Origin of the sequence: Streptomyces sp. NPDC056128, from assembly GCF_042263835.1 — a bacterium.
Taxonomy (GTDB): domain Bacteria; phylum Actinomycetota; class Actinomycetes; order Streptomycetales; family Streptomycetaceae; genus Streptomyces.
The window spans coordinates 52,004-74,595 of the sequence record NZ_JBHJVQ010000003.1 but is presented as its reverse complement, the minus strand read 5'-3'; the positions used below and the strand labels follow the sequence as shown (position 1 = coordinate 74,595).

Annotated in this window: 22 protein-coding genes; 11 read left to right on the top strand and 11 right to left on the bottom strand. The window is 72.4% G+C overall.

Annotated features, from left to right (window positions below; genetic code table 11):
• Positions 1 to 24: 24 nt before the first annotated feature.
• Together ACFC1X_RS08380 and hemL are read right to left on the bottom strand one after the other, a co-directional pair.
• Positions 25 to 723 (bottom strand): histidine phosphatase family protein, encoded by a 699-nt coding sequence (locus ACFC1X_RS08380; RefSeq protein ID WP_376349917.1) that lies wholly within the window; start codon positions 721 to 723, stop codon positions 25 to 27.
• Positions 720 to 2,036, bottom strand: a complete 1,317-nt coding sequence (gene hemL, locus ACFC1X_RS08375) for a glutamate-1-semialdehyde 2,1-aminomutase (RefSeq protein ID WP_376349916.1) — start codon at positions 2,034 to 2,036, stop codon at positions 720 to 722. The genes ACFC1X_RS08380 and hemL overlap by 4 nt, the downstream gene beginning before the upstream one ends.
• 351 nt (positions 2,037 to 2,387) lie before the next feature.
• On the opposite strand from hemL, the gene ACFC1X_RS08370 reads away from it, so the two are divergent.
• Positions 2,388 to 3,014: a hypothetical protein gene (locus tag ACFC1X_RS08370; protein ID WP_376349915.1), complete on the top strand. Its 627-nt coding sequence runs from the start codon at positions 2,388 to 2,390 to the stop codon at positions 3,012 to 3,014.
• A gap of 55 nt (positions 3,015 to 3,069) precedes the next feature.
• On the opposite strand, the gene ACFC1X_RS08365 is transcribed toward ACFC1X_RS08370, so the two are convergent.
• Both ACFC1X_RS08365 and ACFC1X_RS08360 read right to left on the bottom strand, forming a co-directional pair.
• Positions 3,070 to 3,615, bottom strand: coding sequence for a flavoprotein (locus ACFC1X_RS08365; RefSeq protein WP_376349913.1), 546 nt, complete (start codon positions 3,613 to 3,615; stop codon positions 3,070 to 3,072).
• Positions 3,616 to 3,676: 61 nt separating this feature from the next.
• Complete coding sequence (locus ACFC1X_RS08360) at positions 3,677 to 4,189, bottom strand: hypothetical protein (RefSeq protein WP_376349912.1); 513 nt, start codon at positions 4,187 to 4,189, stop codon at positions 3,677 to 3,679.
• Positions 4,190 to 4,270: 81 nt separating this feature from the next.
• Here ACFC1X_RS08360 and ACFC1X_RS08355 point away from each other — a divergent pair, with 81 nt between their 5' ends.
• Positions 4,271 to 5,215 carry a phosphorothioated DNA-binding restriction endonuclease gene (locus ACFC1X_RS08355; RefSeq protein ID WP_376349910.1) on the top strand — a complete coding sequence of 315 codons (945 nt, stop codon included), beginning with the start codon at positions 4,271 to 4,273 and terminating at the stop codon, positions 5,213 to 5,215.
• Here the strand turns inward: ACFC1X_RS08355 and ACFC1X_RS08350 are convergent.
• Entirely contained in the window at positions 5,187 to 6,692 is a 1,506-nt protein-coding gene (locus ACFC1X_RS08350) for a SulP family inorganic anion transporter (RefSeq protein ID WP_376349908.1), read from the bottom strand. The two genes, ACFC1X_RS08355 and ACFC1X_RS08350, sit on opposite strands and share 29 nt — an antisense overlap.
• A 246-nt stretch (positions 6,693 to 6,938) precedes the next feature.
• On the opposite strand from ACFC1X_RS08350, the gene ACFC1X_RS08345 reads away from it, so the two are divergent.
• From ACFC1X_RS08345 to ACFC1X_RS08335, 3 genes are all read left to right on the top strand, one after another.
• Complete coding sequence (locus ACFC1X_RS08345) at positions 6,939 to 7,349, top strand: MerR family transcriptional regulator (protein WP_376349907.1); 411 nt, start codon at positions 6,939 to 6,941, stop codon at positions 7,347 to 7,349.
• A gap of 118 nt (positions 7,350 to 7,467) precedes the next feature.
• Complete coding sequence (locus ACFC1X_RS08340; protein WP_376349906.1) at positions 7,468 to 8,697, top strand: cation:proton antiporter; 1,230 nt, start codon at positions 7,468 to 7,470, stop codon at positions 8,695 to 8,697.
• 118 nt (positions 8,698 to 8,815) lie between these two features.
• On the top strand, positions 8,816 to 10,978 hold the full coding sequence (locus tag ACFC1X_RS08335; protein WP_376349905.1) for a SpoIIE family protein phosphatase: 2,163 nt from the start codon (positions 8,816 to 8,818) through the stop codon (positions 10,976 to 10,978).
• Positions 10,979 to 11,008: 30 nt separating this feature from the next.
• Here ACFC1X_RS08335 and ACFC1X_RS08330 read toward each other — a convergent pair whose 3' ends face one another.
• Complete coding sequence (locus ACFC1X_RS08330) at positions 11,009 to 11,467, bottom strand: DUF4396 domain-containing protein (RefSeq protein ID WP_376349903.1); 459 nt, start codon at positions 11,465 to 11,467, stop codon at positions 11,009 to 11,011.
• Positions 11,468 to 11,717: 250 nt separating this feature from the next.
• Between ACFC1X_RS08330 and ACFC1X_RS08325 the strand changes: the two genes are divergently transcribed.
• From ACFC1X_RS08325 to ACFC1X_RS08310, 4 genes are all read left to right on the top strand, one after another.
• Entirely contained in the window at positions 11,718 to 12,482 is a 765-nt protein-coding gene (locus tag ACFC1X_RS08325; RefSeq protein ID WP_376349901.1) for a hypothetical protein, read from the top strand.
• Between the two features lie 5 nt (positions 12,483 to 12,487).
• Positions 12,488 to 14,065, top strand: a complete 1,578-nt coding sequence (locus tag ACFC1X_RS08320; protein WP_376349899.1) for a hypothetical protein — start codon at positions 12,488 to 12,490, stop codon at positions 14,063 to 14,065.
• Positions 14,062 to 14,790 carry a TIR domain-containing protein gene (locus tag ACFC1X_RS08315; RefSeq protein WP_376349897.1) on the top strand — a complete coding sequence of 243 codons (729 nt, stop codon included), beginning with the start codon at positions 14,062 to 14,064 and terminating at the stop codon, positions 14,788 to 14,790. Before ACFC1X_RS08320 ends, ACFC1X_RS08315 begins: the two co-directional genes overlap by 4 nt.
• A 253-nt stretch (positions 14,791 to 15,043) precedes the next feature.
• The gene (locus ACFC1X_RS08310; protein ID WP_376349895.1) at positions 15,044 to 16,477 is read left to right on the top strand and encodes a macro domain-containing protein; all 1,434 of its coding nucleotides are present in this window, start codon (positions 15,044 to 15,046) and stop codon (positions 16,475 to 16,477) included.
• A gap of 103 nt (positions 16,478 to 16,580) precedes the next feature.
• Here the strand turns inward: ACFC1X_RS08310 and ACFC1X_RS08305 are convergent, their stop codons facing one another.
• The 5 genes from ACFC1X_RS08305 to ACFC1X_RS08285 all read right to left on the bottom strand — a co-directional run bounded on the left by ACFC1X_RS08305 (position 16,581) and on the right by ACFC1X_RS08285 (position 21,299).
• Positions 16,581 to 18,032, bottom strand: a complete 1,452-nt coding sequence (locus ACFC1X_RS08305; protein ID WP_376349893.1) for an ATP-binding protein — start codon at positions 18,030 to 18,032, stop codon at positions 16,581 to 16,583.
• Positions 18,033 to 18,806 carry a response regulator transcription factor gene (locus tag ACFC1X_RS08300; protein ID WP_376349892.1) on the bottom strand — a complete coding sequence of 258 codons (774 nt, stop codon included), beginning with the start codon at positions 18,804 to 18,806 and terminating at the stop codon, positions 18,033 to 18,035. It abuts the gene before it with no gap.
• A 61-nt stretch (positions 18,807 to 18,867) separates the two neighbouring features.
• On the bottom strand, positions 18,868 to 19,479 hold the full coding sequence (locus ACFC1X_RS08295; protein WP_376349891.1) for an FMN reductase: 612 nt from the start codon (positions 19,477 to 19,479) through the stop codon (positions 18,868 to 18,870).
• Positions 19,476 to 20,603: an LLM class flavin-dependent oxidoreductase gene (locus ACFC1X_RS08290; protein WP_376349889.1), complete on the bottom strand. Its 1,128-nt coding sequence runs from the start codon at positions 20,601 to 20,603 to the stop codon at positions 19,476 to 19,478. The genes ACFC1X_RS08295 and ACFC1X_RS08290 overlap by 4 nt, the downstream gene beginning before the upstream one ends.
• A gap of 105 nt (positions 20,604 to 20,708) precedes the next feature.
• Positions 20,709 to 21,299 (bottom strand): TIGR03086 family metal-binding protein, encoded by a 591-nt coding sequence (locus tag ACFC1X_RS08285; RefSeq protein WP_376349887.1) that lies wholly within the window; start codon positions 21,297 to 21,299, stop codon positions 20,709 to 20,711.
• Positions 21,300 to 21,378: 79 nt separating this feature from the next.
• Between ACFC1X_RS08285 and ACFC1X_RS08280 the strand changes: the two genes are divergently transcribed.
• A complete protein-coding gene (locus tag ACFC1X_RS08280) occupies positions 21,379 to 22,233 on the top strand; it encodes a DUF6597 domain-containing transcriptional factor (protein ID WP_376349885.1) in 855 nt (284 codons plus the stop codon).
• A 5-nt stretch (positions 22,234 to 22,238) separates the two neighbouring features.
• Positions 22,239 to 22,577, top strand: a complete 339-nt coding sequence (locus ACFC1X_RS08275; protein WP_376349883.1) for a YnfA family protein — start codon at positions 22,239 to 22,241, stop codon at positions 22,575 to 22,577.
• Positions 22,578 to 22,592 lie beyond the last annotated feature (15 nt).

Here is a 22,592-nt window from a genome sequence, read left to right as displayed (position 1 = left end):
GGGCTCCTACGTGTCGTACGGCTCTCAGGCGCCGTACGCCTTGCCCTGCCCCTTGACGGGCTTGGCGCCCGCGAGGAGGTGGGCCGGGACGAGGTCGCGGGCGGGTTCGGTGTAGCCGACGGAGACGATCCGGTCGCCCCGGTACGTGAACGTCGTCAGGGACGCCAGCGTGCACTGCCGCCTGCGCGGGTCATGCCACAGCCGCCGCCGCTCGACGTACGAGCGCAGGATCCAGATCGGCAGCTGGTGGCTGACGATCACGGCCTCGTGGCCGCGGGCCTTGTCGCGGGCCGCGTCCAGCGCGCCCTTCATCCGGACGACCTGGTCGACGTACGGCTCGCCCCAGGACGGCCGGAACGGGTTGACCACGTGCTTCCAGTTGCCGGGCCGGCGCAGCGCGCCGTCCCCGATGCCGAAGGTCTTGCCCTGGAAGACGTTGCCGGCCTCGATGAGCCGCGCGTCGGTGTCGAGGTCGACGCCGTGCGACTTGGCGATCGGCGTCGCCGTCTCCTGCGCCCGCTCCAGCGGGGAGGCCACGACGTAGGTCACGTCGCGGGGGGCGAGGTGGTCGGCGACCCGGTCGGCCATGCGCCGGCCCAGCTCGGAGAGGTGGTAGCCGGGCAGCCGTCCGTAGAGGACGCCGGTGGGGTTCTCGACCTCGCCGTGCCGCATCACGTGGACGACGGTGAGGTCGTCGTCGCGCGTCTCGCTCGTCTCGCTCATGCCGTCGCCTCCGCGGCCGCGCGGGCCGCCGCCGGGAGGGCGTCGGCGATGCGCTGGACGGCCCGCTCGTCGTGGGCGGTGGAGACGAACCAGGACTCGAAGGAGGACGGCGGCAGGTAGACGCCGTGCGCGAGGAGCGAGTGGAAGAACGCGGTGAACCGGAAGGACTCCTGCGCCTTCGCGTCCTCGTAGTTGGTGACCGGCCGGTCGGTGAAGAACACGGAGAACATGTTGGAGGCGTTCTGGAGCGTGTGCGTGACGCCTTCCTTGCTCAGCGCCTCGGTGACGAGCCCCTGGATCTGCTGCGACACGGCGTCGACCGTGTCGTACGCCGCGTCGTCGAGGAGCCGCAGCTGGGCGAGGCCGGCGGCGGTGGCGACGGGGTTACCGGAGAGGGTGCCGGCCTGGTAGACGGGGCCGGCCGGGGCGAGGTGCGCCATGACGTCGGCGCGCCCGCCGAAGGCCGCGGCGGGGAACCCACCGCCCATGACCTTGCCGAAGGTCATGAGGTCGGGGACGACCCCTTCCACGCCGTACCACCCGGCGCGGCTGGTCCGGAACCCGGTCATCACTTCATCGGAGACGAACAGCGCGCCATTGGCGGCGCAGGCGTCCTTCAGCCCCTGGTTGAACCCGGGCAGCGGCGGCACGACGCCCATGTTGCCGGGGGACGCCTCGGTGATCACGCAGGCGATCTCGCCGGGGTGCGCGGCGAAGGCGGCATGCACCGCCTCCAGGTCGTTGTACGGCAGCACGATCGTGTCGCTCGCCTGGGCGCCGGTGACGCCGGGGGTGTCGGGGAGCGCGAAGGTGGCGACGCCGGAGCCGGCGGCGGCCAGCAGCGAGTCGACGTGACCGTGGTAACACCCGGCGAACTTGATCACCTTGGTGCGCCGCGTGAACCCGCGGGCGAGCCGGATCGCCGACATGGTCGCCTCGGTCCCACTCGACACGAGCCGCACCTCCTCCAGCGGCGCGACCCGCTCGACCATCGCCTCGGCGAGGGCGACCTCACCCTCGGCGGGCGTGCCGAACGACGTCCCGCGCGCGACCGCCTCCTGCACGGCGGCGATCACCTCGGGGTGGGCGTGCCCGAGGATCATCGGACCCCAGGAGCAGACGAGGTCGACGTACTCCCGCCCGTCCGCGTCGGTCAGGTACGGCCCGGTGCCGGACACCATGAACCGCGGCGTGCCGCCGACCGCACGGAAGGCGCGCACCGGGGAGTTCACGCCGCCGGGTGTGACGGCCGCCGCGCGGTCGAACAGAGCCTGCGAGGCCGGTGCTTCGTATGGATATGCCAGTTCGCTCATGACCTGCGACTTCTCCGACCTTCTCGACCTTCTCCGACGTATCGGACTCTGCGTGGCCCCGGCCCGGGCCATGCGCGGACCCTGATCGGCCCCGGCCCGGCCTCTGGTTGCCCAGGGTGACCTTGACAAGGGTAGACAACCGCCCCGATCGCCGTGCCGTCTGCCAGACTGGAGCCCGTCCACGCAGCTCAATGAGGCGGCGCGGGCGCGGCTGCCGACCGTCCTGCGGACTCGTGACGGACAGATGTTTCACCGCACGTTTCGGCGAGCGGCCGTGGGGGAGGTCACTGACACGATGATCGGGTTGCGCGGCGGGGGCCACGCGTCCTAGAAAAGCAGTCGGGTGGAGATATGCATCGCGGTGGCGGACTGGGCGAGGGGACCGACGACCTGGGTCCTCGACGTGCCCGGCGGGGAAGGCACCGACGCGAGGCGGAGGAAGCGTCCGAAGCACGTCAGACACACGGCACACCGAGCGACCCCGACCGGGACGCGCGGCACGCCGACCGGCCGGGGGCGGAGAGCAGGAATGGTGGTCGGGTGGGGGTGACCTACAAGTACTTCGGCGCGCCCGACGGCGCGACCGCGGCCCGCGTCCCGATCTCGATGCGCCCCGAGGAACTCGGCGGCGACGAGCTCGGGATGAACGGCATGTTCACCAAGATCAAGCCGGAGACCATGGCCGCCATGGTCCTCACCGGCATCGAGGGCGTGCCCCTGCACAAGGTCCCCCCGCTGGAACTGGTCGTCCTCCACCCCGACTACGCGGTGGTGAAACTCCCCATGACCGTCGTCGACCCCCTGCGCGGCATCGGCGAGGAAGCGGTCGGCGCGGCAGCCTTCATCTGGTCGACGGTCCCGGACCGGGGCGGGCCGCGGGACGCGTTCAACGTGTACCAGTTGCTGCACGAGTGGCAGGACTTCTCCCACCGGCTGCATGAGGCGGGGCATCAGCCGTATTGCCTGGTGTGGCCCTGAGCTGGGATTTCTTGGCTAGGGCGAGGTTTTTGGGCTTCGCCCTATTCGGGCGGGATCACGACCGCGCGGACAGCCCGGGAGCGAGCAGCTCCAGGACTTCCTCCCAGCGGTAGCGATCGGCGCCGCCGCCCGCCTTCGGCCGGTGCGGTTCGTAGGAGCCGATGAGGACGCCCATCGCGCGCAGCAGGTCCAGGCTCTGGCGGTATGCCGGGTGCGCCGCCTGGGCCGAGTTCAGATACGGCAGCACGGCGACCGGAACACCCATGGCGGGCGCTTCGCACAGGATGCCCAGCGCGAGGTTGTCCGAGATCCCGGCGGCCCACTTGTTGACCGTGTTGAAGGTGGCCGGGGCGACCGCGATCGCATCCGCAGGTCGACTCGGGCGCGGCTCTCCCGGTGATCGCCAGGCCGAGCGGATGGGACGGCCGGTCTGGGCCTCGACCGCCTCCGCATCAAGGAAGCCAAGTCCTTGCGGAGTGGCGACGACGCCGACATCCCAGTGCCGCTCCTGTGCCGCGGTGATCAGCCGGCCGACATCGGCGGCGACCCCGGCCGCGCAGACCACGACCTGGAGGAACGGCTTGTCGTGCTGGTCACTCACGCGGGCACTCCCAATTGGCGGCTGACGTGGCGCACGTGCGCTCGGGCAGGGTCTCACTGCCTTAGGGAGCGTTGATCTCTGTGACCCGCCAGATGGAACCCACCCGGTCGACACGGACCCAGGTGTATCCCTCCGCGCAGTCGATGTCGACGCGGACGGATTCCGCGGTGTCCTGGGGGTCGCCCTCGGTCTTGTAGCTGTTCGGCGAGTTGACGCAGGTGGTCTGGGTGAAGACGTATCGGTCGTCCGCCGCAAGCTCGGTGAGTGCTTCGGCACAGGACCTTCCCCTGTTGGACGCAAAGGAACGCAGCCGGGCGTCGGCCAGTCCGCAAGCCAGGGTCGCGTCTCCTCGTGTCAGAGCCTGCGCGAACCGCTGCGCCGCCTCCCGCGCGGTGGTGGCCGGCTCCGCGACGGCAGGTGCGGTGGTTGCCGCCGTCGCGGGACCCGAGGGAGGCGTCGAGGCCGCTGCAGACGAACCGGACGGCGCGCTGCTCTCGGACTCGGCGCACCCTGTGGTGCCCATCAAGACCAACAGACATGTGGCGGTGAGGCGGAGGGCGCTCTTAGTGATCACCCGCGTACCGTAACAACCACCAATATCACGCCGTGAGTTGATGGTGGTTTCGGCACTTGAAGCCGATCTACCATCAGCCCCATGGACTGGCTGGAGCGGATCGGGAAGCTGAGGCAGTGGACCAGGAGCGGCACCCGCGCTCCGCACAAGCCACTGCTGCTCCTGTACGCACTCGGCCGGTTCCAGGACGATGCGGACGGCGGCCTGCGCTACACCGCCGTGGAACAGGACCTGCAGCGCCTGCTGATCGAGTACGGCCCGCCCCACAAGACGACACCCGCCTACCCCTTCCACCACCTGGTCAGCGACGGCGTGTGGGACGTCCGCACCGATCGCGGACCGGGCAGCCCCGGCACCGGAGTACGGGACCTCCGGGAGACGGGCGCCACCGGGCAGCTCGCGCCGGACTTGAGAGCGGCCCTGCGACGGGAACCCGACCTGCTCGGCAGAATCACGCGACTGCTGCTCGACCTGCACTTCCCACCCTCCCTGCACGGGGAACTGTGCGAAGCCGTCGGCCTGGAGCTGGAGCCGAGGGAGGCCGGGTGGGTCTCGGCGGTACGCAGGCAGCGGGACCCACGGATGCGGGAGCTGGTGCTCACCGCCTACGAGTACCGGTGCGCCTTCTGCGGATACGACGGCAGGATCGGCGCGGTACCGGTCGGGCTGGAAGCCGCCCACGTGCGGTGGTGGGCGTTCGGCGGACCCGACGAGGTCGGGAACGGGCTGTGCCTGTGCGCGCTGCACCACAAGCTCTTCGACAAGGGCGTCTTCGGCGTGGGAGACGATCACCGCATCCTGGTCTCACAACGCTTCGTCGGTCACAGCCCCGCCGCCCGCGAGCACGTCATAGCCCTCGCGGGCCGCCCGCTCATCGGGCCGCAACCCGGCTCGCTCCCTGTCGCTGCGGCTCACCGTGACTGGCATGCCGAGCAGGTCTTCCACGGTGAACCCCGCCCGGCCGCGGCTGCCCAACCCGAACGGGGCCCGTCTCCCGTCAGTGGCCGCCCGTCAGTTCGCCCGTGAGCCTGCCGTGCAGGTCGGCGCTCGGGGTGTTCAGGCCGGTGATCCGGACGGTCTTGCCGCGCCGGGCGTACCGGGTCTCGACGGTGTCGAGGGCGGCGACCGAGGAGGCGTCCCAGATGTGGGCGGCGGAGAGGTCGATGACGACGTCGTCGGGGTCGCCCGCGTAGTCGAAGCGGTGGACGAGGTCGTTGGACGACGCGAAGAAGAGCTCGCCCGTGACGGCGTAGACGACCTGGGTCCCGTCGGGGTCGGTGACGGCGGTGACGTGGGCGAGTCGGGCCACGCGCCGGGCGAAGACGACCATGGCCGTGACGGTGCCGACGACGACGCCGATCGCGAGGTTGTGGGTGGCGACCACGACGGCCACGGTGAGGGCCATGACGGCGATCTCCCCCGCGGGCATCCGCTTGAGGGTCTTCGGCGAGACGGAGTGCCAGTCGAAGGTGCCGAAGGCGACCATGACCATGACGGCGACCAGGGCGGCCATGGGGATGTCGGAGACGACCGGGCCGAAGGCGACGCACAGCACCATCAGGAACGCGCCCGCGAGGAACGTGGAGACGCGGGTGCGGGCGCCGGACACCTTCACGTTGATCATCGTCTGGCCGATCATGGCGCAGCCGCCCATGCCGCCGAAGAGACCGGTGACGATGTTGGCGACACCCTGGCCGATGGACTCGCGGGTCTTGGAGGAGCGGGTGTCGGTGATCTCGTCGACCAGTTTGGCGGTCATCAGGGACTCCATCAGGCCGACCAGCGCCATGGCGAGGGCGTACGGGGCGATGGTGGTCAGGGTGTCCAGGGTGAAGGGCACGTCCGGCAGGCCGGGCACCGGGAGCGAGGAGGGCAGTTCGCCCTTGTCCCCGACGGTGGGCACGGCGATCCCCGCGGCCACGGTGATCACGGTGAGGATCACGATGGAGACCAGGGGCGCCGGGACGACGCGGGTGATCCTCGGGAAGAACACCATCAGTGCGAGCCCGCCGATGATCAGGGGGTAGACCGGCCAGGGCACGTCGCGCATCTCCGGCACCTGCGCCATGAAGATCAGGACGGCGAGGGCGTTGACGAAGCCGGTCATCACCGAGCGGGGGACGAACCGCATGAGCTTGGCGACGCCCACGGCACCGAGGACGACCTGGAAGACGCCGGCCAGGATGACGGTGGCGACCAGGTGTCCCAAGCCGTGTTCGCGGTTCACGGGCGCGATCACCAGGGCGACCGCACCGGTCGCGGCGGAGATCATCGCGCGGCGTCCGCCGACCACGGAGACCGTCACGGCCATCGTGAACGACGCGAACAGTCCGATGGCCGGATCGACCCCGGCGATGATCGAGAAGGAGATCGCCTCCGGGATCAGCGCCAGGGCGACGACCAGCCCGCCGAGGACCTCGGTGCGCCAGACCCTGGGGTCGTTCAGCCAGTCGGGCTTGAGGGCGCGCAGCCGCGCGGCGGGGCTGACAGCAGCAGAAGACAAGGAGATGCGTACCTGTCGTACTCGGGCACACCCGGGCGGGACCGGGGTGTACGGGAAGGACGTGCGGGGCCGGGCGGCTGCGAGAATCGGCTCTTCGCCGGGGGCGTCATCGGTCCCGGAAGCAGCGGTGGCGGGGCGGTCGGGCCGCCCTCACCGACCACAACTCTACCCTGACGTTAGGGTAGAGATGGGCGAGGTCCATGGCGGGCGCCGCCCGCCATGACACGAAGGGCCAGGTCACAGGGCGTGGACGACAAGCACATGCAGATCGGTGAAGTCGCCGAGCGGACCGAGCTGTCCCTGCGCACCATCCGGCACTACGAGGACACCGGACTGGTCATCCCCTCCGCCCGCTCCCAGGGCGGCTTCCGTCTCTACACCGAGCAGGACGTCGCCCGGCTCATGGTCATCCGCCGGATGAAACCGCTCGGCTTCACCCTGGACCAGATGCGCGACCTGCTCTCCGCCACCGACCGCCTGGACAGCGGCGACTCGCTGGACGCGGGTGAGCGCGAGGCGCTGGTGGACCGCGTCCGCGGGTACGAACAGGCGGCCACCGAGCAGGTCGAGAAGCTGCGCGTCCAGCTGCGCCGCGCCGAGGACTTCGCCGCCACCCTCCGAGGACGCCTCCCGGAGTCCGCTCCCCCGGCGGCATAGATCCAGGCGGAGGTCCCCCCGACGGCGTACATCCGGTAGTCCGGGCGTCGGGCCCGGGTGAGAGTGGCACAGGGCCGCCGCGTGCGGGCGGCCTCCGCACTCCGCCGGTGAGGGAGACATGACCCATCCGGGCACGCTCGTGCTGATCATGGGCATCGCCGTGCTGGCGCCGCTGCTCGTGTACGTCGGCGGGCGACGGGTGCGGGTGCCGTTGGTGATCTTCGAGATCGGGCTGGGGATTCTGGTCGGCCCTGACGTGCTCGGGTGGGCGCGGCCCGACGAGGTCGTCGACACGCTCGCCGATCTGGGGCTGTCGATGCTGATCTTCCTGGCCGGGTACGAGATCGACTTCGCGGCGGTGCGCGGGGACACCCTGCGCCGGTCCGTGCGGTCCTGGCTGCTGTCGCTGGTCCTCGGGATCGGTCTGGCCTTTCTGATCAGCGGCGGGGACGTGTTCGAGGCGTTCGTCATCGGTACCGCGCTGACCAGTACGGCGCTGGGCACCGTACTGCCGATACTGCGGGACCGCGGGGAGCTGCGCGGGCGGTTCGGCACCGTGGTCTCGGCGTTCGGGGCGGTCGGCGAGTTCGGGCCCGTGGTCGCCGTGGCGCTGCTGCTCAGCGGGCGCCGGCCGGCCGAGTCGGCCGCGCTGCTGGCCGCGTTCGGGGCGATCACGGCCCTCGCCGTCTTCTGGGCGCTGCGTCCGCGCCCGCCCTGGTTCGGCCGGCTGACCGCACGGACCCTGCACAGCAGCGCCCAGTTCGCCGTGCGGTTCGTGATGCTGCTGCTGGCCTGCATGCTGGGCCTCGCCGAGGTCTTCGGGCTCGACGTGCTGCTGGGTGCCTTCGCGGCCGGCGTCCTCACCCGCCTCGTCCTGCACCGGGCGGCGCCCGACAGCAGCGGGGAGGTCCTCGGCAAGGTGGAGGCCATGGGGTTCGGCTTCCTCGTGCCGCTCTTCTACGTCGTCACCGGCATCGAGTTCGACCTGGACGCGCTGCTCCACGACCCGGGCGCCCTGCTGCTCGTACCGGGATTCCTGCTGCTGGTCCTGCTGGTGCGCGGCGTACCGGTGTATCTGCTGGCGCCGAAGGACCTCGGGCGGCCGGACCGGGCCGCGCTGGCCCTGTTCGCGTCCACGTGTCTGCCGCTGGTGGTGGCGATCACGACCATCGGGGTGGACCAGCGGCTCATCGGCTCCGACGAGGCGGCTTCCCTGGTCGGCGCCGCGATGATCTCCGTACTGCTGCTGCCGCTGGTGGCGATGCGGCTGCGCCGGGCGGGGGCGGAGGGAGCTGGGCGGGCGGGGCGGGTGCGGGCCGGGGCGCCCGATGACTCGGAGACGTGGTGACGGGGTGCCGGGGGGACGGGTCCGGCCGAGTTGCCGCGCCCGGCCGATGCGAGAAGGTGAGGGGAGACCCGCCAAGGGGCCGACCCGCCCAGGGAGCCGACCCGCGAAGGGAGCTCGCGTGACAGGCGATCCCATCGGCGACGCCGCGGTGCTCAACGCGCTGTTCGCCAACTCACCCCAGGGTCTGTTCGTCCTCGACCCGGAGCTGAAGGTCACCCGCTACAACCCCACCGGCCGCGCGGTGCGGGACCTGCCCGCCGAGGACGTCCTCGGGCACGGCATCGACGACTTCGCGTCGGGGTTCGAGCCGGGCGAGCTGAGGTCCCTGATCGACGAGGTGCTCGCGACCGGCGAACCGCTGCGGGGCCGGCTGTTCCGCGGGCGTTCCCTGTCCGGCGCGCACCGGATGCTCGCCCTGGAGGTGTCCCTCTTCCCGCTGGACACCCCCGGCGACGGCCGGCCCGGGCTGGTCTGCGTGGTCGAGGACGTGACCGAGCGGCAGGCCGACGCGGACCGGCTCGCGGTGCTGAGCGCGGTGCACGCGGGCGTCGGCTCCACGCTGGAGGAGCGGACCACCGCCGACGAGCTGGTACGGGCGCTGGTGCCCGCCTTCGCCGACGCGGCCACCGTCGACCTGCTGGACGACAGCGGCGCCGGAGCCGCCCGCCCGGCCGGTCCCCCACCGCCGGGGGTGCCGCTGCGCCGCGTGGCCTTCGCTCCCCCGACCGCCGACGTGAGCAGGAAGCAGGAGGAAAGCCGGCGCTTCCCCTTCCCCACCCCGTACACGCAGGCCCTCAACGACCTGCGGGCCCGCCTGGTGCGGGTCTCGGCCGGTGAACCGTGGCTCTCGGCCGACCCGGACGGCTTCGCGCCGCTGCTCAGGACGGGCGTGCACTCCATGATCGTGGCCCCGCTGACGGCGCGGGACACCGTGCTCGGGCTGCTGACGCTGTACCGGCACCGGACCGACCCCTTCGAGGAGGCCGATCTGGACGTGGCCCGGCAGGCCGCGTTCACCGCGTCCGTGCACCTCGACAACGCGTGCAGCTACCGGCGCGAGCACACCGTCGCCGCCGCCCTCCAGCGCACGCTCCAGCCGGGCAGGATCCCCGACCTCTCGGCGGTGGAGACCGCGCACGTCTACCTGCCCGAGAGCGCGGGCGGCGACTGGTTCGACGTCGTCCCCCTGTCCGGCACCCGCGTGGCCCTCGTCGTCGGGGACGTCGTCGGCCACGGCATCGAGGCGGCGGCCACCATGGGGCAGCTCCGCCTCGCCCTGCGCACCCTCGCCCTCCAGGACCTGGAGACGGACGAGTTGCTGACCCGCCTGGACGAGGTGGCCGCCCAGCTCGCGGACGCCTCGAAGGGGGCGGGCACCGAGGTGGCGACCTGCGCGGTCACCGTCTACAACCCGGTCTCCCGGCAGTGCACGATGGTCCGCGCCGGACACCCCGCGCCGGTGGTCGTCGACCCCGACGGGTCCCCCCGGGCCGTGGACGTCCCCCAGGGGCCGCCGCTGGGGGCGGGCGGCGGACACGTGTTCACGCCGGCCGTGGTGGAGCTGGAACCGGGCAGCCTGCTCGCCCACTACACCAACGGCCTGCTCGCCGGCGACGGCCACGACCGCGCCTCGGGCCCCCGCCGCCTCGAACACATCCTCGCCTCCACCACCCAGCCGCTCCAGGAGCTGTGCGACACCGCCGTCTACCACATGGCCCCCTCCCGCCACGCCGACGCCGTCCTGTTGCTCGCCCGCACCCTCGCGCTGTCCGCGGAACAGGTCGCGGACTGGACGCTGCCCTCCGACGCCTCCGTCGTGTCCACGGCCCGCCGGCTGGTGGACCGGCAGCTCGCCGCCTGGCGGCTCGACGAGTCGGCGTTCACCACCGGACTCGTCGTCAGCGAACTCGTCACCAACGCCATCCGCTACGGCGACGGCCCGGTGCGGCTGCGGCTCATCCACGACCGGGGCCGGCTGCTGACCGAGGTCACGGACGCCAACAGCGCCAGCCCCCACGTGCGCCACGCCCGGGACAGTGACGAGGGCGGCCGGGGCCTGTACATCGTGATGCGGCTCAGCACGCGCTGGGGCGTCCGGCACGGCCGCCAGGGCAAGACCATCTGGGCCGAACAGCGCCTCGACGGCGAACCGCCGGACGCGTCGGCCGCCCTGGACGCGTCGGCCGCCCTGGACGCGTCGGCCGTCCCGGGCGCGTCGGCCGTCCCGGGCGCGTTCGACATGACGGACGTGATGGACGCGATGGACGCGGCGGACCTGTGACGCGCCGCCGGACGGCCGTGCGCGGGCGGCTCAGTGATGGGCGTGGGCGTGCGCGACGGCATGCCCCTTGCCGCGGCCGATCATCCACTTGTTGACCGGTGTGGTGAGCACGAAGGCGACGGCGAGCCCGCCGAGCAGGGCGCCCCAGAACAGGCCGTCCGACAGGTGGGCGTCCATGGCGCCCGGCGTGAGGGCGATGATCCCGTTGTCGACCAGTTCCATCACCGCGATGGAGACGGTGTCGGCGGCCAGCGCGACCTTGACCGCGGACTTGAGGTCCAGGCCGGACCGCACCACCGAGAACAGGGTGAAGGAGTAGCCGAAGAGGAACGCGAGCGCGATCGCCAGCGCCATGGTCGGCGCGTTGCCCCAGGCCAGGGCGGTGCCGATGACCATGCCGAGGATCTCGCCGACGGCACAGCCGGTCAGGCAGTGCAGCGTCGCCCTGGCGGCGGTCCCCCAGGACGCGTGGTGGGCCATGTGATCCATGGCGGTCTCCCCTTCCCTCGGCGTAACTCGGTCACCTGCGTCAACCATACCCCCCAGGGGTATATTCCCTCCAGGTCGGAGCGCCCGCGTGCCCCATACCGGAAGCCGATCGGAAGCGCATCGGAACGCCAGAAATCTGGATCCGGAAGCGCCGCCCCTGATCGGATCGGTCGATGCACAAGGCACATCGGCCCACTCGGGGCGCGTGCCGTATCCGCCCGTCCGGATACCGGCGGCAATGAGGTGACAGATGAGTAATACCCGCGTTCCGCCCGGCGCCCGTGGTTCCTACCCGGCACCGGGACTCGCACTCACGCCCGGCCAGGTACGCAACCAGGCCCTGACCGTCATCGCGATCCCGTTCGTCCTCATAGTCGTGCTGGCCGTCGTGCTCGCCACGACCGGCCGCGACGACGGGGCCCCCGCCACCGACGACTTCTACGGCAGCGGAGCACTGCCCGACTGGGGTTCCGACACCTCGGACGACGGGACCTCCGACAGCGACACCTACGACGACGGCACGTACGACGACGGCACCAGCCCCGACGGCTCCGGCGGCACGACCGGCGCCGGCACCGACCCGTGGGGCGACGGCACGACCGACGACCCGTACGACCCCTACGGCGACGGCACCTACGACGACGGCACCTACGACGACGGCACGGACGGCACCGCCACCGACGACCCGACGGACGACCCCTCCGAGGACCCCGCGCTCACCGGCGAGGACGGGCCGGAGGCGACGGTGACCGCGTACTTCGAGGCCATCAACAACCGCGACTTCGCGACCGCCTGGGAGCTGGGCGGCAAGAACCTCGACCCGGACTACGACCACTTCGTCGCCGGCTTCGAGACGACCGACCGCGACGACGTCACCGTGAACTCGACGACCGGCGACGAGGTGTCGGTCACCGTCGTGGCCTGGGACACCGACGGCACGTCGGCCACCTTCGAGGGCACCTACACGGTGAGCGACGGCGTCATCACCGCCGCGGACATGCGGGAAGGGAACTGAGGACCATGACCACCCACGCCGCCCCGCCGCCCCCGGACGCGACCAGCAACGTCACCCGCCTGCTCTGCGCCGGCACCTACCTCGACCCCGTCTACCGCAAGGCGGTGATCCGGGAGCTGCTGACCCACTCCTACCGGATGGTGGCCCCCTCCTACGGCTACGACGCCGCGCCCGTGCTCGCGCACGCCCTCGCCGCCCACAACCTGCGCCGCAACCAGCTGGCGGCCCTCGGCGCGGGCACCGCCGTCGTCCTGCTGCTGCTCGTCACGGGGGTGCTGAGCGGCCTCGGTGCGGCGCTGCTGTTCTTCTGGGTCGCCTGGGCCACGATGTTCCTGCGCCGCCTGGCCATCCTCCAGACCCTCGCCGAGAACCTCGCGCCGGCGGTGGCAGACCGCCCGGGATTCGACGGCGCCTACCCGATGACCTCGCGCTTCACCCCGGAGCTGGTCGGCAAGATCAACCGGCAGCAGGCCTCCGACACGGTCTACTACGGCGGCTACAAGCCGTTCGTCGGCGCCGGAAGCTCCATCCGCCGCTGGGCCAACGCCGAGCTGCTGCTGGGCGCCCCGATGTCCCGCAACGGTGTGCTCACCGGCCCGGGCGGCCTGCTCAACGGGCACTTCCCCGCCCAGCACGGCCCGGTGGACGGCGCGGGAGACCACGCCCCGGCCGAGCGCAAGCCGATCATCCCGTTCACCGTCGAGGACATCACCGGGCGCGTCAGCGAGCAGATGCTCGCCGAGCTGCGCGACAAGCCCGCGCCCAGCGACCGGATCCAGCTGCTCTCCGTCGACCGGCGCAGGTTCACCAAGGCGGTCCGGACGGCCGAGGGCAGCGACTCCGTCGCCGTACTCCTGGACGCGCCCGACCCCGACGACGGCGACGAGCACTGGCGGGAGGACTACGACGCCCGGCGCGAGTACCTGTGCATCCGCATCGGCGCCTGGCAACAGGAGCTGGTCACCTCGGTGTTCATCGGCTTCGACATCAAGGGCAGCACCCTGCACACCGAGTTCTACACCTACGTACTCGGACCCGTGCCGGAGAGCTTCCACCTCGCCGACCGGCTGCCCGCCACCATCGACGGCCGGCTGATGGTGCGCATCGCCTGGGACGTGACCCGCAGCGCGCCCGGCGAACTGCTGCGGCTGGTCTTCAACCCGCTGCGCGAGCGGCTGCCCAGCCGCTTCGGCACCGACACCGTACGGACCCTGGTGCGCCAGCCCAACGACACCAGCGAGTTCCGGCTCGGCCGCTACGCGCTCACCTCCGTGGACTGCGGCGCGCTCACCAGCGTCCGCGAACTGGCGCCCGGCAACGACTTCCACCACTTCTTCCAGGAGACGGACGCGATCAAGTACATCCAGATCATCGAGCGCCACCTGCTCCAGATCGTCGGTGACTTCCTGCGCGACCACGACGTCGACACCCGCGAGCACGACGCGAACCAGACCAACATCCTCCAGCAGAACTTCGGGGCCAACAGCACCAACAACTTCGGCGGCAACCAGAGCGTCGGCAACAACGGCACCCAGACCTTCGGCAACAACTCCGGCATCACCAGGGAGGCACGACCGGCATGAGCGCCCAGAAGTTCCAAGGCAACGACTTCGGCCAGGGCAGCACCAACAACTTCGGGGGCAATCAGAGCGTCGGCAACGGCGGCACCCAGACCTTCGGCGACGGCTCCCCGGTCCACGCCGCACCGTCCGGGCAGCCGTACGCCGACGGACTCCGGCGCGGCGCGGTGCCGATGCCCTCGGACGCCGAACGGGCCCGGAGCGTCTTCGTCGTGCACGGCCGGGACGACCAGGTGCGGCGGGAGATGTTCGAGTTGCTGCGCCGGCTCGACCTGCGCCCCAAGGAGTGGGAGGACCTGGTCAGAGCGACCGGCCACGCGTCCCCCTTTCTCGGTGACGTGGTCGCCGGCGCCCCGGCGCAGGCCCAGGCGGCGCTCGTACTGCTCACCCCGGACGACGTCGTCAGCCTCCACCGGGACCTGCGGGGCCACAACGAGCCGGAGTACGAGACCCGGCCCGTGTGCCAGCCGCGCCCGAACGTGCTGATCGAGCTGGGCATGGTGCTGATGGCGTACCCCGAGCGCACCCTGATCGTCGAGGTGGGCGGCCTGCGGCCGATCGCCGACATCGCGGGGCGCAACGTCATCCGCTTCGACGGCTCCGGGACGGCGCTCGGCAAGATCGTGGAACGGCTGAAGCTGGCGGGCTGCACGGTCAACGACACCGGTTCGGACTGGCGCCACACCTACCCGTTCCAGCACCTGTCCGCCTACCACCGCCGGCCGTAGCCCGGCGGATCCGCGCGCCGTTCGGGGGACCGGCGCAGGCGGCCCCCGGGACGCGTCCCGCACGTCGGAACGCGTCCCGGGGGCCGACCCTTGCCCGCCGCCGCCTCCGTCAGGTCCACCCGGTCCAGTGCGCCACCCGAACCGCCCGAACCGCCCGAATCCACAGCTCCCCCAAACGGACAATTGATACGCTGCCGAAACCTCCCCCGTGACCACTCGGCGGAAGAGGGCGAAACGAGTGGAGACCACTTGTATGGCGCGCATCCGTGTGAGCGTCCTGGGCCCGGCGGGTCTCGAAGTCGACGGCGAAGCAGCCCGGTTGACGCCGTTGACGACACGGCTGCTGGTCCGGCTGGTGGCGGCGGAGGGAGAGTCCGTACCGGTCCGCACGCTGCACCGCGACGTGTGGGCGGTCAACGGCGAGCAGCCGCACCAGTCCGGGCGGCACCGCAACGAGGTGCAGAAGCGCGTCCTCGAACTGCGCCGCGCCCTCGACCCCGCCCAGACCGGTGACGGCGCCCGGGTGCTGCGCACCGAGCAGCTGCTGGCCGCACCGGCCCCCGAGACCGCGTACCGGCTGGTGCTCACGCCCGAGCAGCTGGACTGCGCGGAGTTCACCGACCTGGTCAACTCGGCGCTGCTCGCGGCGCCCGCGTCGGCCGCCGACCGGCTCGCGGCGGCGCTGGCCCTGGTCCGCGGCCGTCCCCTGGCCGAGGCGGGCGACGAGGACTTCGCCCGGCCGCTGGTCCGCCGGCTGCTCGCGCTGCGCGAGACGGCCCGACGCCAGCTGATCCGCAGCCGGATGGACCTGGGCCGGCACGACCTCGCCCTGCCGGTCGCGCAGCAGATGGCCCGGGAGCGGCCGGACGACACGGACGTCGCCGAGCTGCTCGGCTCGCTGCGGGCCCGGCTGCGGGAGCGGCACGGGCAGGAACTGCTGCGTCAGCCCTTCCCCGGCGCCGGAGACCTGGTCGTGGTGCGCGGCGACCTCTTCGACCAGGAGGACGCCAATCTGGTGGTCGGGTTCACCGACACCTTCGACACCGCCACCGAACAGGACCTGGTGATCAGCCGGGACAGCGTGCAGGGGCAGCTGGTGCAGCGGCTGTTCGGCGGCGAGCGCAAGCTCCTCGACGACCGGATCCAGGCCGGGCTGCGGGCGCTCACACCGCTGCGCACGGAGCGGGCCCAGGACAAGCCGCGCGGCCGCCGGGTCCGCTATCCGCTCGGCACCACCGTGCCGCTCACGGTGGACGGCCGCCGGGTCTTCGCCGTGGCCTACTCCCGGCTCGGCAACGACCTCGTCGCCCGCTCGGGACCGGCCGACCTGCGGGCGAGCCTGGACACCCTCTGGCCGGCCGTCGCCCGGTACGGCATGTACAAGCCGGTCGCGATCCCCCTGATCGGCTCCGGGCTCGCCCGGATCGTCGAACTCGACCGCACCCAGCTGCTGTTCATGATCGTCGAAAGCTTCGCCGCGCACTGCCGCCGGGAGCCCGCCACCGCTCCCGAACTGCGCGTCGTGATCCGCCCGGCCGACCTCGAACGCACCGACCTGTCCGCCCTCGGCACCTTTCTGCGCACCTCTCCGCGGCCGGGCACCAGCACCGACGTCGGCGCCGGCACCGGGACCCGCGACACCGGTGCCGGCGCCGGCGACAGCGGTGGGGCCCACGGCCACCGGTGACGTCGACATGGGCTCAGCGCACCAGCGCACCCGCTTCCGGCACCAGCGACGATCCGCTTCCGAAGCGCTTCCGGCGCAGTGGGCCTACGGGTGCCCGGTGGGCCTACGAGTGCCGGTCCGCTCCCCCCGCCGCGTCCTCCGCGCCACCCGCCGGCGCCGGGACCACCGTGAAGCCGATCACCGAGCCGCCGCCGTCCCGCCGGTACGCGAACGGGGCGCCCCCGTGGGCCAGGGCGACCTCGCGCACGATGGACAGGCCGAGGCCCGAGCCGGGGCGGGAGCGGGCGTCGGCGGCGCGGTAGAAGCGGTCGAAGACGCGGGTCAGGTCGGCGTCGGAGATACCGGGGCCGCGGTCGAGGACCTCGACACGGATCGGGCCCGGCCGGGCGGGTCCGGCGACGGCCACCTCGATGGGACCGGTGCCGTCGGGGTCGAACTTCGCGGCGTTCTCGACCAAGTTGGAGAGCGCGCGGGTCAGCATGGCGGGCCGGGCGTCGGTCGCGGTCTCGCCGCAGACGCGTACGCCGATCTCGCGGCCGGTGCGGCGCCGGGCCAGCGCCGCCACGTCGTACGCGAGGTCCGCCAGGTCGACCGGCTGCGGGGGCTCGCCCGCGGACTGGCCGGCCGCCAGCTCGACCAGTTCGTTGACCAGGTCGGTCAGCTCGCGGGCCTCCTGCCCCAGGTCGGCGACGAGTTCCTCCCGGGCGGCGGGCGGGAGTTCGTCGATCCGGCGCAGCAGCGAGATGTTGGTCCGCAGCGAGGTCAGCGGCGTCCGCAGCTCGTGCCCCGCGTCCCGCACCAGGCGCCGCTGGTCCTCCTCCGACTGGGCGAGGCGGCCCAGCATCAGGTCGAAGGCGCGGCCGAGGCGCCCCACCTCGTCGGGTCCGGTGACCGGGACCGGGACGCCGAGCCGGCGGGTGCGGGCGACGTTCTCGGCGGCGGAGGTGAGGACCACCAGACGCCGGGTGATGCGCCGGGCCAGCCACCAGCCGAACAGGCCCGCGGCGAGCACCACCGCCGCCATCAGGACCAGCGTCCGCCGCTGCAGGGCCCGCAGCAGGTCCTCGGTGTCGCTGAACTCCTGCGCCACCTGCACGGCGCCCCGGCCGCCGCCGAGGGAGACGGTCGCCACCCGGAAGACGTCGGGGCCGACGTCGACGTCGTCGTGCTGGACCACCCGCCCGGCCTCGGCGGCTCCGGCGGCCCGCCGGTCGGCGCCGGTCACCGGCAGCCGCGGCTCGGCCGGGTCCAGGACGGCGCCGTCCGGCCCGAGGACCTGTACGTCGGTGCGGGCGGGGCGCACGATGTCGTGGCCGGGCGCGGAGGAGGAGAAGTCGCCCGGCGACAGCCGCAGCCGCCGCACCTCGGCCCGCAGGTCCCGCGCGGCCTGTTCGAAGACGGACTCCTGGTCCACCCGGACCAGCCGGGCCGCCGCGTTGTAGGACAGCCCTCCGACGAGGACCGTGACCACGGCGGTGATCGTCGCGAAGGACACCGCGAACGTCGTCCGCAGCGACAGCAGCCGGGGCCGGCGCCCGAGCGGGGAGGCGCCCACTCAGTCCGCCCGCAGCACGTAACCCACGCCGCGCACGGTCTGGATCAGCTGCGGGGCGCCCGGCTGGTCGAGCTTGCGGCGCAGGTAGCCGACGTAGACGGCGAGGTTCTTGGAGCCGGGACCGAAGTCGTAGCCCCAGATGCGGTCGTAGATCGTGGAGTGGTCGAGCACGGTGCCCGCGTTGCGGACCAGCAGTTCGAGGAGTTCGAACTCGGTGCGGGTCAGTTCCAGCTCGCGTCCGTCGCGCCAGGCGCGGCGGGCCCGCGGGTCCATGCGCAGGCCGGCGGCCTCCGGGTACCGGTAGTCCGGCGCTTCCCGCTCGGCGGCCTGCTCGGTCCCGGCGGCCCGGTCGTCCGCGTCGGCCTCCGCGCGCTCGGTGGCGTCCGTGCGGTCCGTGCGGTCCGTGCGGTCCGTGCGGCGCAGCAGGGCGCGCAGGCGGGCGAAGACCTCCTCGACGTCGAAGGGCTTCACCACGTAGTCGTCGGCGCCCGCGTCCAGGCCCGCGATCCGGTCGGCGGTCTCCACCAGCGCGGTCAGCATCAGGATCGGGGTGGCGTCACCCTCGGCGCGCAGCTCCCGGCAGACCTGGAGGCCGTCGATGCCCGGCATCATCACGTCCAGCACCAGGACGTCGGGCCGGCCGCGGTGGGCCTGTGCCAGCGCCTCGACGCCGTCGGCGACCGCGGTGACCCGGTACCCCTCCAGGGTGAGGGCGCGCTCCAGGGCGTGCCGGATGGCGCGGTCGTCTTCGGCGAGCAGAACAGTCCGGGGCACCCGTCCAGTCTGCCAAGGCCGCCGGCGGCGTGATCCGACGGCCCGGTCGCTCACCGGGATCTCACCCGGCGGGCCGCAGCGCGGCGAGGCGCTGCTCGAAGGGCACGACCTCCTCGAAGGAGTCGCGCCGGGGCTGCGGGCGGGCTGCCGCGGACAGGCCCGTCATCAGCGCCGCCAGCTCGCCCGCGGCCCGCGCAATGCGTCCGTCGAGCCCTTCGGCGCCCCAGTCCTCGGAGGCGGCGTACACCCCGGTGGGGACCACGACGGCCTTCAGGTACGCGAACAGCGGCCGCAGGGCGTGGTCAAGGACCAGCGAGTGCCGGGCCGTACCGCCGGTCGCGCCGATCAGCACCGGCTTCCCGGCGAGGGCGTCCTCGTCGGTGACGCTCAGCGCGTCGAAGAACGACTTGAACAGCCCGCTGTACGACGCCGAGAACACCGGTGTGACCACGATCAGGCCATCGGCCTCCGCGACCGCGGCGAACGCGTCGGCCAGCGGCGGCGCGGGGAAACCGTTGGTGAAGGTGTGCGCGATCTCCACGGCGAGGTCGCGCAATTCGATCACCTGGACCTCCGCCGACGTCTGCCCGGCGGTGGCGGCGGCCAGCCGGTCGGCCAGCAGCCGGGTGGACGACGGGACGCTCAGTCCCGCCGAGACGACGACGAGCTTCATGCCCGTACTCCTTCCTCGCGGACGTCCTTGAGGGCGTCCTTGCGGGCGTCCTTGCGGGCGGCGGCCAGCAGGGACGCGTGGGTCGGCGCGTCCGGCACGTCCGCCGGGCGGTCCTTGGCGAACTCCTTCCGCAGCACCGGCACGACCTCCTCGCCGAGCAGGTCGAGCTGCTCCAGGACGGTCTTCAGGGGCAGCCCGGCGTGGTCCATCAGGAACAGCTGGCGCTGGTAGTCGCCGGCGTAGTCGCGGAAGGCCAGCGTCTTCTCGATCACCTGCTGCGGCGAGCCGACCGTGAGCGGCGTCTGCTCGGTGAACTCCTCCAGGGACGGGCCGTGCCCGTACACGGGCGCCACGTCGAAGTACGGCCGGAAATCCCGCACCGCGTCCTGGCTGTTCTTCCGCATGAACACCTGCCCGCCGAGGCCGACAATGGCCTGCTCGGGGGTGCCGTGCCCGTAGTGGGCGTAGCGGGCCCGGTACAGCTCGACCATGCGCTTGGTGTGGTCGGCGGGCCAGAAGATGTTGTTGTGGAAGAAGCCGTCGCCGTAGTACGCGGCCTGCTCGGCGATCTCCGGCGAGCGGATGGAGCCGTGCCAGACGAAGGGCGCGACGCCGTCCAGCGGGCGGGGCGTGGACGTGAAGCCCTGGAGCGGCGTGCGGAACTTCCCCTCCCAGTCCACGGTGTCCTCGCGCCACAGGCGGTGGAGCAGGGCGTAGTTCTCGACGGCGAGGTTGATGCCCTGCCGGATGTCCTTGCCGAACCACGGATAGACGGGCCCGGTGTTCCCGCGCCCCATCATCAGGTCCACCCGGCCGTCGGCCAGGTGCTGGAGCATCGCGAAGTCCTCGGCGATCTTCACCGGGTCGTTGGTGGTGATGAGCGTGGTGGAGGTGGACAGGACCAGCCGTTCGGTCCGCGCGGCGATGTAGCCGAGCATGGTCGTCGGCGACGAGGGGACGAACGGCGGGTTGTGGTGCTCGCCGGTCGCGAACACGTCGAGCCCGACCTCCTCGGCCTTCAGCGCGATGGCGACCATGGCCTTGATCCGCTCACGCTCGGTCGGCGTACGGCCCGTGGTCGGGTCGGGCGTGACGTCGCCGACGCTGAAAATGCCGAACTGCATGGTCGCTCAACCTCCGGTTTGTTGACTCTTCAACTATACCCGGAGAACGGAGAACGACCAGGGACTATTCCCCCGTGCGGAGCCCTCACCGCCAGTACGGATCCCTCACCGCCAGTACGGATCCCTCCCCGTCCGCGCGAGCAGCCGCTCGAACCCCGACGCCCCCTCGGCCGGCTCGACCGGCGCCCCGAACATGCCCATCTCCCTGGCCGTCGGCGCCAGCTCCGCCACCGCGCCCGCCAGCTCCGCCACGACCGCCTCGTCGGCACCCGGGTACTCCTGGCCCGTCGCCCGCGCCAGGTCCCACACGTGCACGGTCAGATCGAGCAGCGCCATCGAACCGACCAGCCGCGCGGGCATGTTCATCCCGCCGGTCTTCCCCTCCTCGGCACCGGGCGCCGACCAGGCCGCCACCAACCGGTCCGCCTCGTCCACCAGCCGCTCACGCCACTCGGGACTCCCCGCGACCCGGTCCGGAGTCTCACCGAAGTCCGACGCCTCCTTCCGGGCCAGCCGCTGGAACTGCTCGATCACCTGGAAGAGGTGATTGACCAGCGACTTCACGTCGTACTCGGCGCAGGGCGTGGGAGCGGCGAGCGCCGCGTCCGAAACGCCCCGCACCACCGGGACCGCCCGCTCACGCGCCATGGCCAGCAGCTCACCGACGCCGTACGCCTTCACACCGTTCGTGTCCATGCCCCGACCGTAGGGACGTCCGGGGCCGCCCTTCTTGAAGAAACGCGACACCCGGGGAAGCGCGACGTACGATCCGGCCATGGAGGCACCCCGCCACGACACCCGCGGGATCGTCGACCCGACCGCACTGCTCCACCACGTGCGATTCCGCCGGCACGCGCCCGCCGAGCCGCTGCGCCGGTACGTCGAGTGGTACTGGCTCATCGACTGGGACCTGCCCGCCCCCTACGCCTCCCACGTCGTACCGCACCCCTGCGTCAACCTCACCTTCCAGTGGGACGAGGACGAGGGCCCGCCCTACGCCGAGGTCACCGGCGTCGCCCTCGGCCTGTACACCCGGAAGCTGACCGGGCGGGGCCGGGTCTGCGGGGTGAAATTCCGGCCCGGCGGCTTCCGGCCGTACGCCCCCCGGACGCCGGTGTCGCGATGGACGGGGCGCGCCCTGCCCGCCCGGGAGGTGTTCCCCCAGGTGACGGACGCCACGACCGACGCCGTCGTCAGCCCCGCCGACGACCGGGACCGGGTAGCCGCCCTCGACACCTTCCTGGTCGCCCTGCCCTGCGCCCCGGACCCGCAGGCCGACCACGCCGTGGACCTCGTCGACCGCATCCGCTCCGACCGCACGGTGTGCCGCGTCGGCGACGTCGCCCGGGCGGAGGGCCTGTCGGTGCGGGCCCTGCAGCGGCTCTTCTCGACCCATGTCGGCGTCAGCCCGAAGTGGGTCATCCTCCGGTACCGCATCCACGAGGCCCTGGAACGCGCCGGCACCCGCACCGGCATCGACTGGGCCGCCCTCGCCGCCGAACTCGGCTACGCCGACCAGGCCCATCTGGTGCGCGACTTCACGGCGACGGTCGGGGTGCCGCCGACGGCGTACGCGGCGGAGACGGAGCCGGCCGACTCCGGAGACCCGGACAGCGGCATGCGAAGCTGACCGTCATGGTCATTCTCCGCTCGGCCGCCCTCTTCGTCGTCGCCGCCCTCTTCGAGATCGGCGGCGCCTGGCTGGTCTGGCAGGGGGTGCGCGAGCAGCGCGGCTGGCTCTGGGCGACCGGCGGGGTCCTCGCGCTCGGCGCGTACGGCTTCGTCGCGACCTTCCAGCCCGACGCCCACTTCGGCCGCATCCTCGCCGCGTACGGCGGCATCTTCGTGGCCGGGTCGATCCTGTGGGGCGCGGTCGCCGACGGCTACCGCCCCGACCGCTGGGACATCACCGGCGCGCTGGTCTGCCTGGCCGGGATGGCCGTGATCATGTGGGCGCCCCGCAACGGCGGCTGACTACCCTGGACGGCG

Excerpts from the sequence above, each read along its gene's own strand:
- ACFC1X_RS08320 (WP_376349899.1), top strand. The coding sequence starts at position 12,488 with ATGACCACCCACGCCGCCCCGCCGCCCCCGGACGCGACCAGCAACGTC.
- ACFC1X_RS08285 (WP_376349887.1), bottom strand. The coding sequence starts at position 21,299 with ATGGACACGAACGGTGTGAAGGCGTACGGCGTCGGTGAGCTGCTGGCC.
- ACFC1X_RS08370 (WP_376349915.1), top strand. The coding sequence starts at position 2,388 with ATGCATCGCGGTGGCGGACTGGGCGAGGGGACCGACGACCTGGGTCCT.
- ACFC1X_RS08325 (WP_376349901.1), top strand. The coding sequence starts at position 11,718 with ATGAGTAATACCCGCGTTCCGCCCGGCGCCCGTGGTTCCTACCCGGCA.
- hemL (WP_376349916.1), bottom strand. The coding sequence starts at position 2,036 with ATGAGCGAACTGGCATATCCATACGAAGCACCGGCCTCGCAGGCTCTG.
- ACFC1X_RS08340 (WP_376349906.1), top strand. The coding sequence starts at position 7,468 with ATGACCCATCCGGGCACGCTCGTGCTGATCATGGGCATCGCCGTGCTG.
- ACFC1X_RS08310 (WP_376349895.1), top strand. The coding sequence starts at position 15,044 with ATGGCGCGCATCCGTGTGAGCGTCCTGGGCCCGGCGGGTCTCGAAGTC.
- ACFC1X_RS08290 (WP_376349889.1), bottom strand. The coding sequence starts at position 20,603 with ATGCAGTTCGGCATTTTCAGCGTCGGCGACGTCACGCCCGACCCGACC.
- ACFC1X_RS08280 (WP_376349885.1), top strand. The coding sequence starts at position 21,379 with ATGGAGGCACCCCGCCACGACACCCGCGGGATCGTCGACCCGACCGCA.
- ACFC1X_RS08330 (WP_376349903.1), bottom strand. The coding sequence starts at position 11,467 with ATGGATCACATGGCCCACCACGCGTCCTGGGGGACCGCCGCCAGGGCG.
- ACFC1X_RS08315 (WP_376349897.1), top strand. The coding sequence starts at position 14,062 with ATGAGCGCCCAGAAGTTCCAAGGCAACGACTTCGGCCAGGGCAGCACC.
- ACFC1X_RS08295 (WP_376349891.1), bottom strand. The coding sequence starts at position 19,479 with ATGAAGCTCGTCGTCGTCTCGGCGGGACTGAGCGTCCCGTCGTCCACC.
- ACFC1X_RS08355 (WP_376349910.1), top strand. The coding sequence starts at position 4,271 with ATGGACTGGCTGGAGCGGATCGGGAAGCTGAGGCAGTGGACCAGGAGC.
- ACFC1X_RS08275 (WP_376349883.1), top strand. The coding sequence starts at position 22,239 with ATGGTCATTCTCCGCTCGGCCGCCCTCTTCGTCGTCGCCGCCCTCTTC.
- ACFC1X_RS08380 (WP_376349917.1), bottom strand. The coding sequence starts at position 723 with ATGAGCGAGACGAGCGAGACGCGCGACGACGACCTCACCGTCGTCCAC.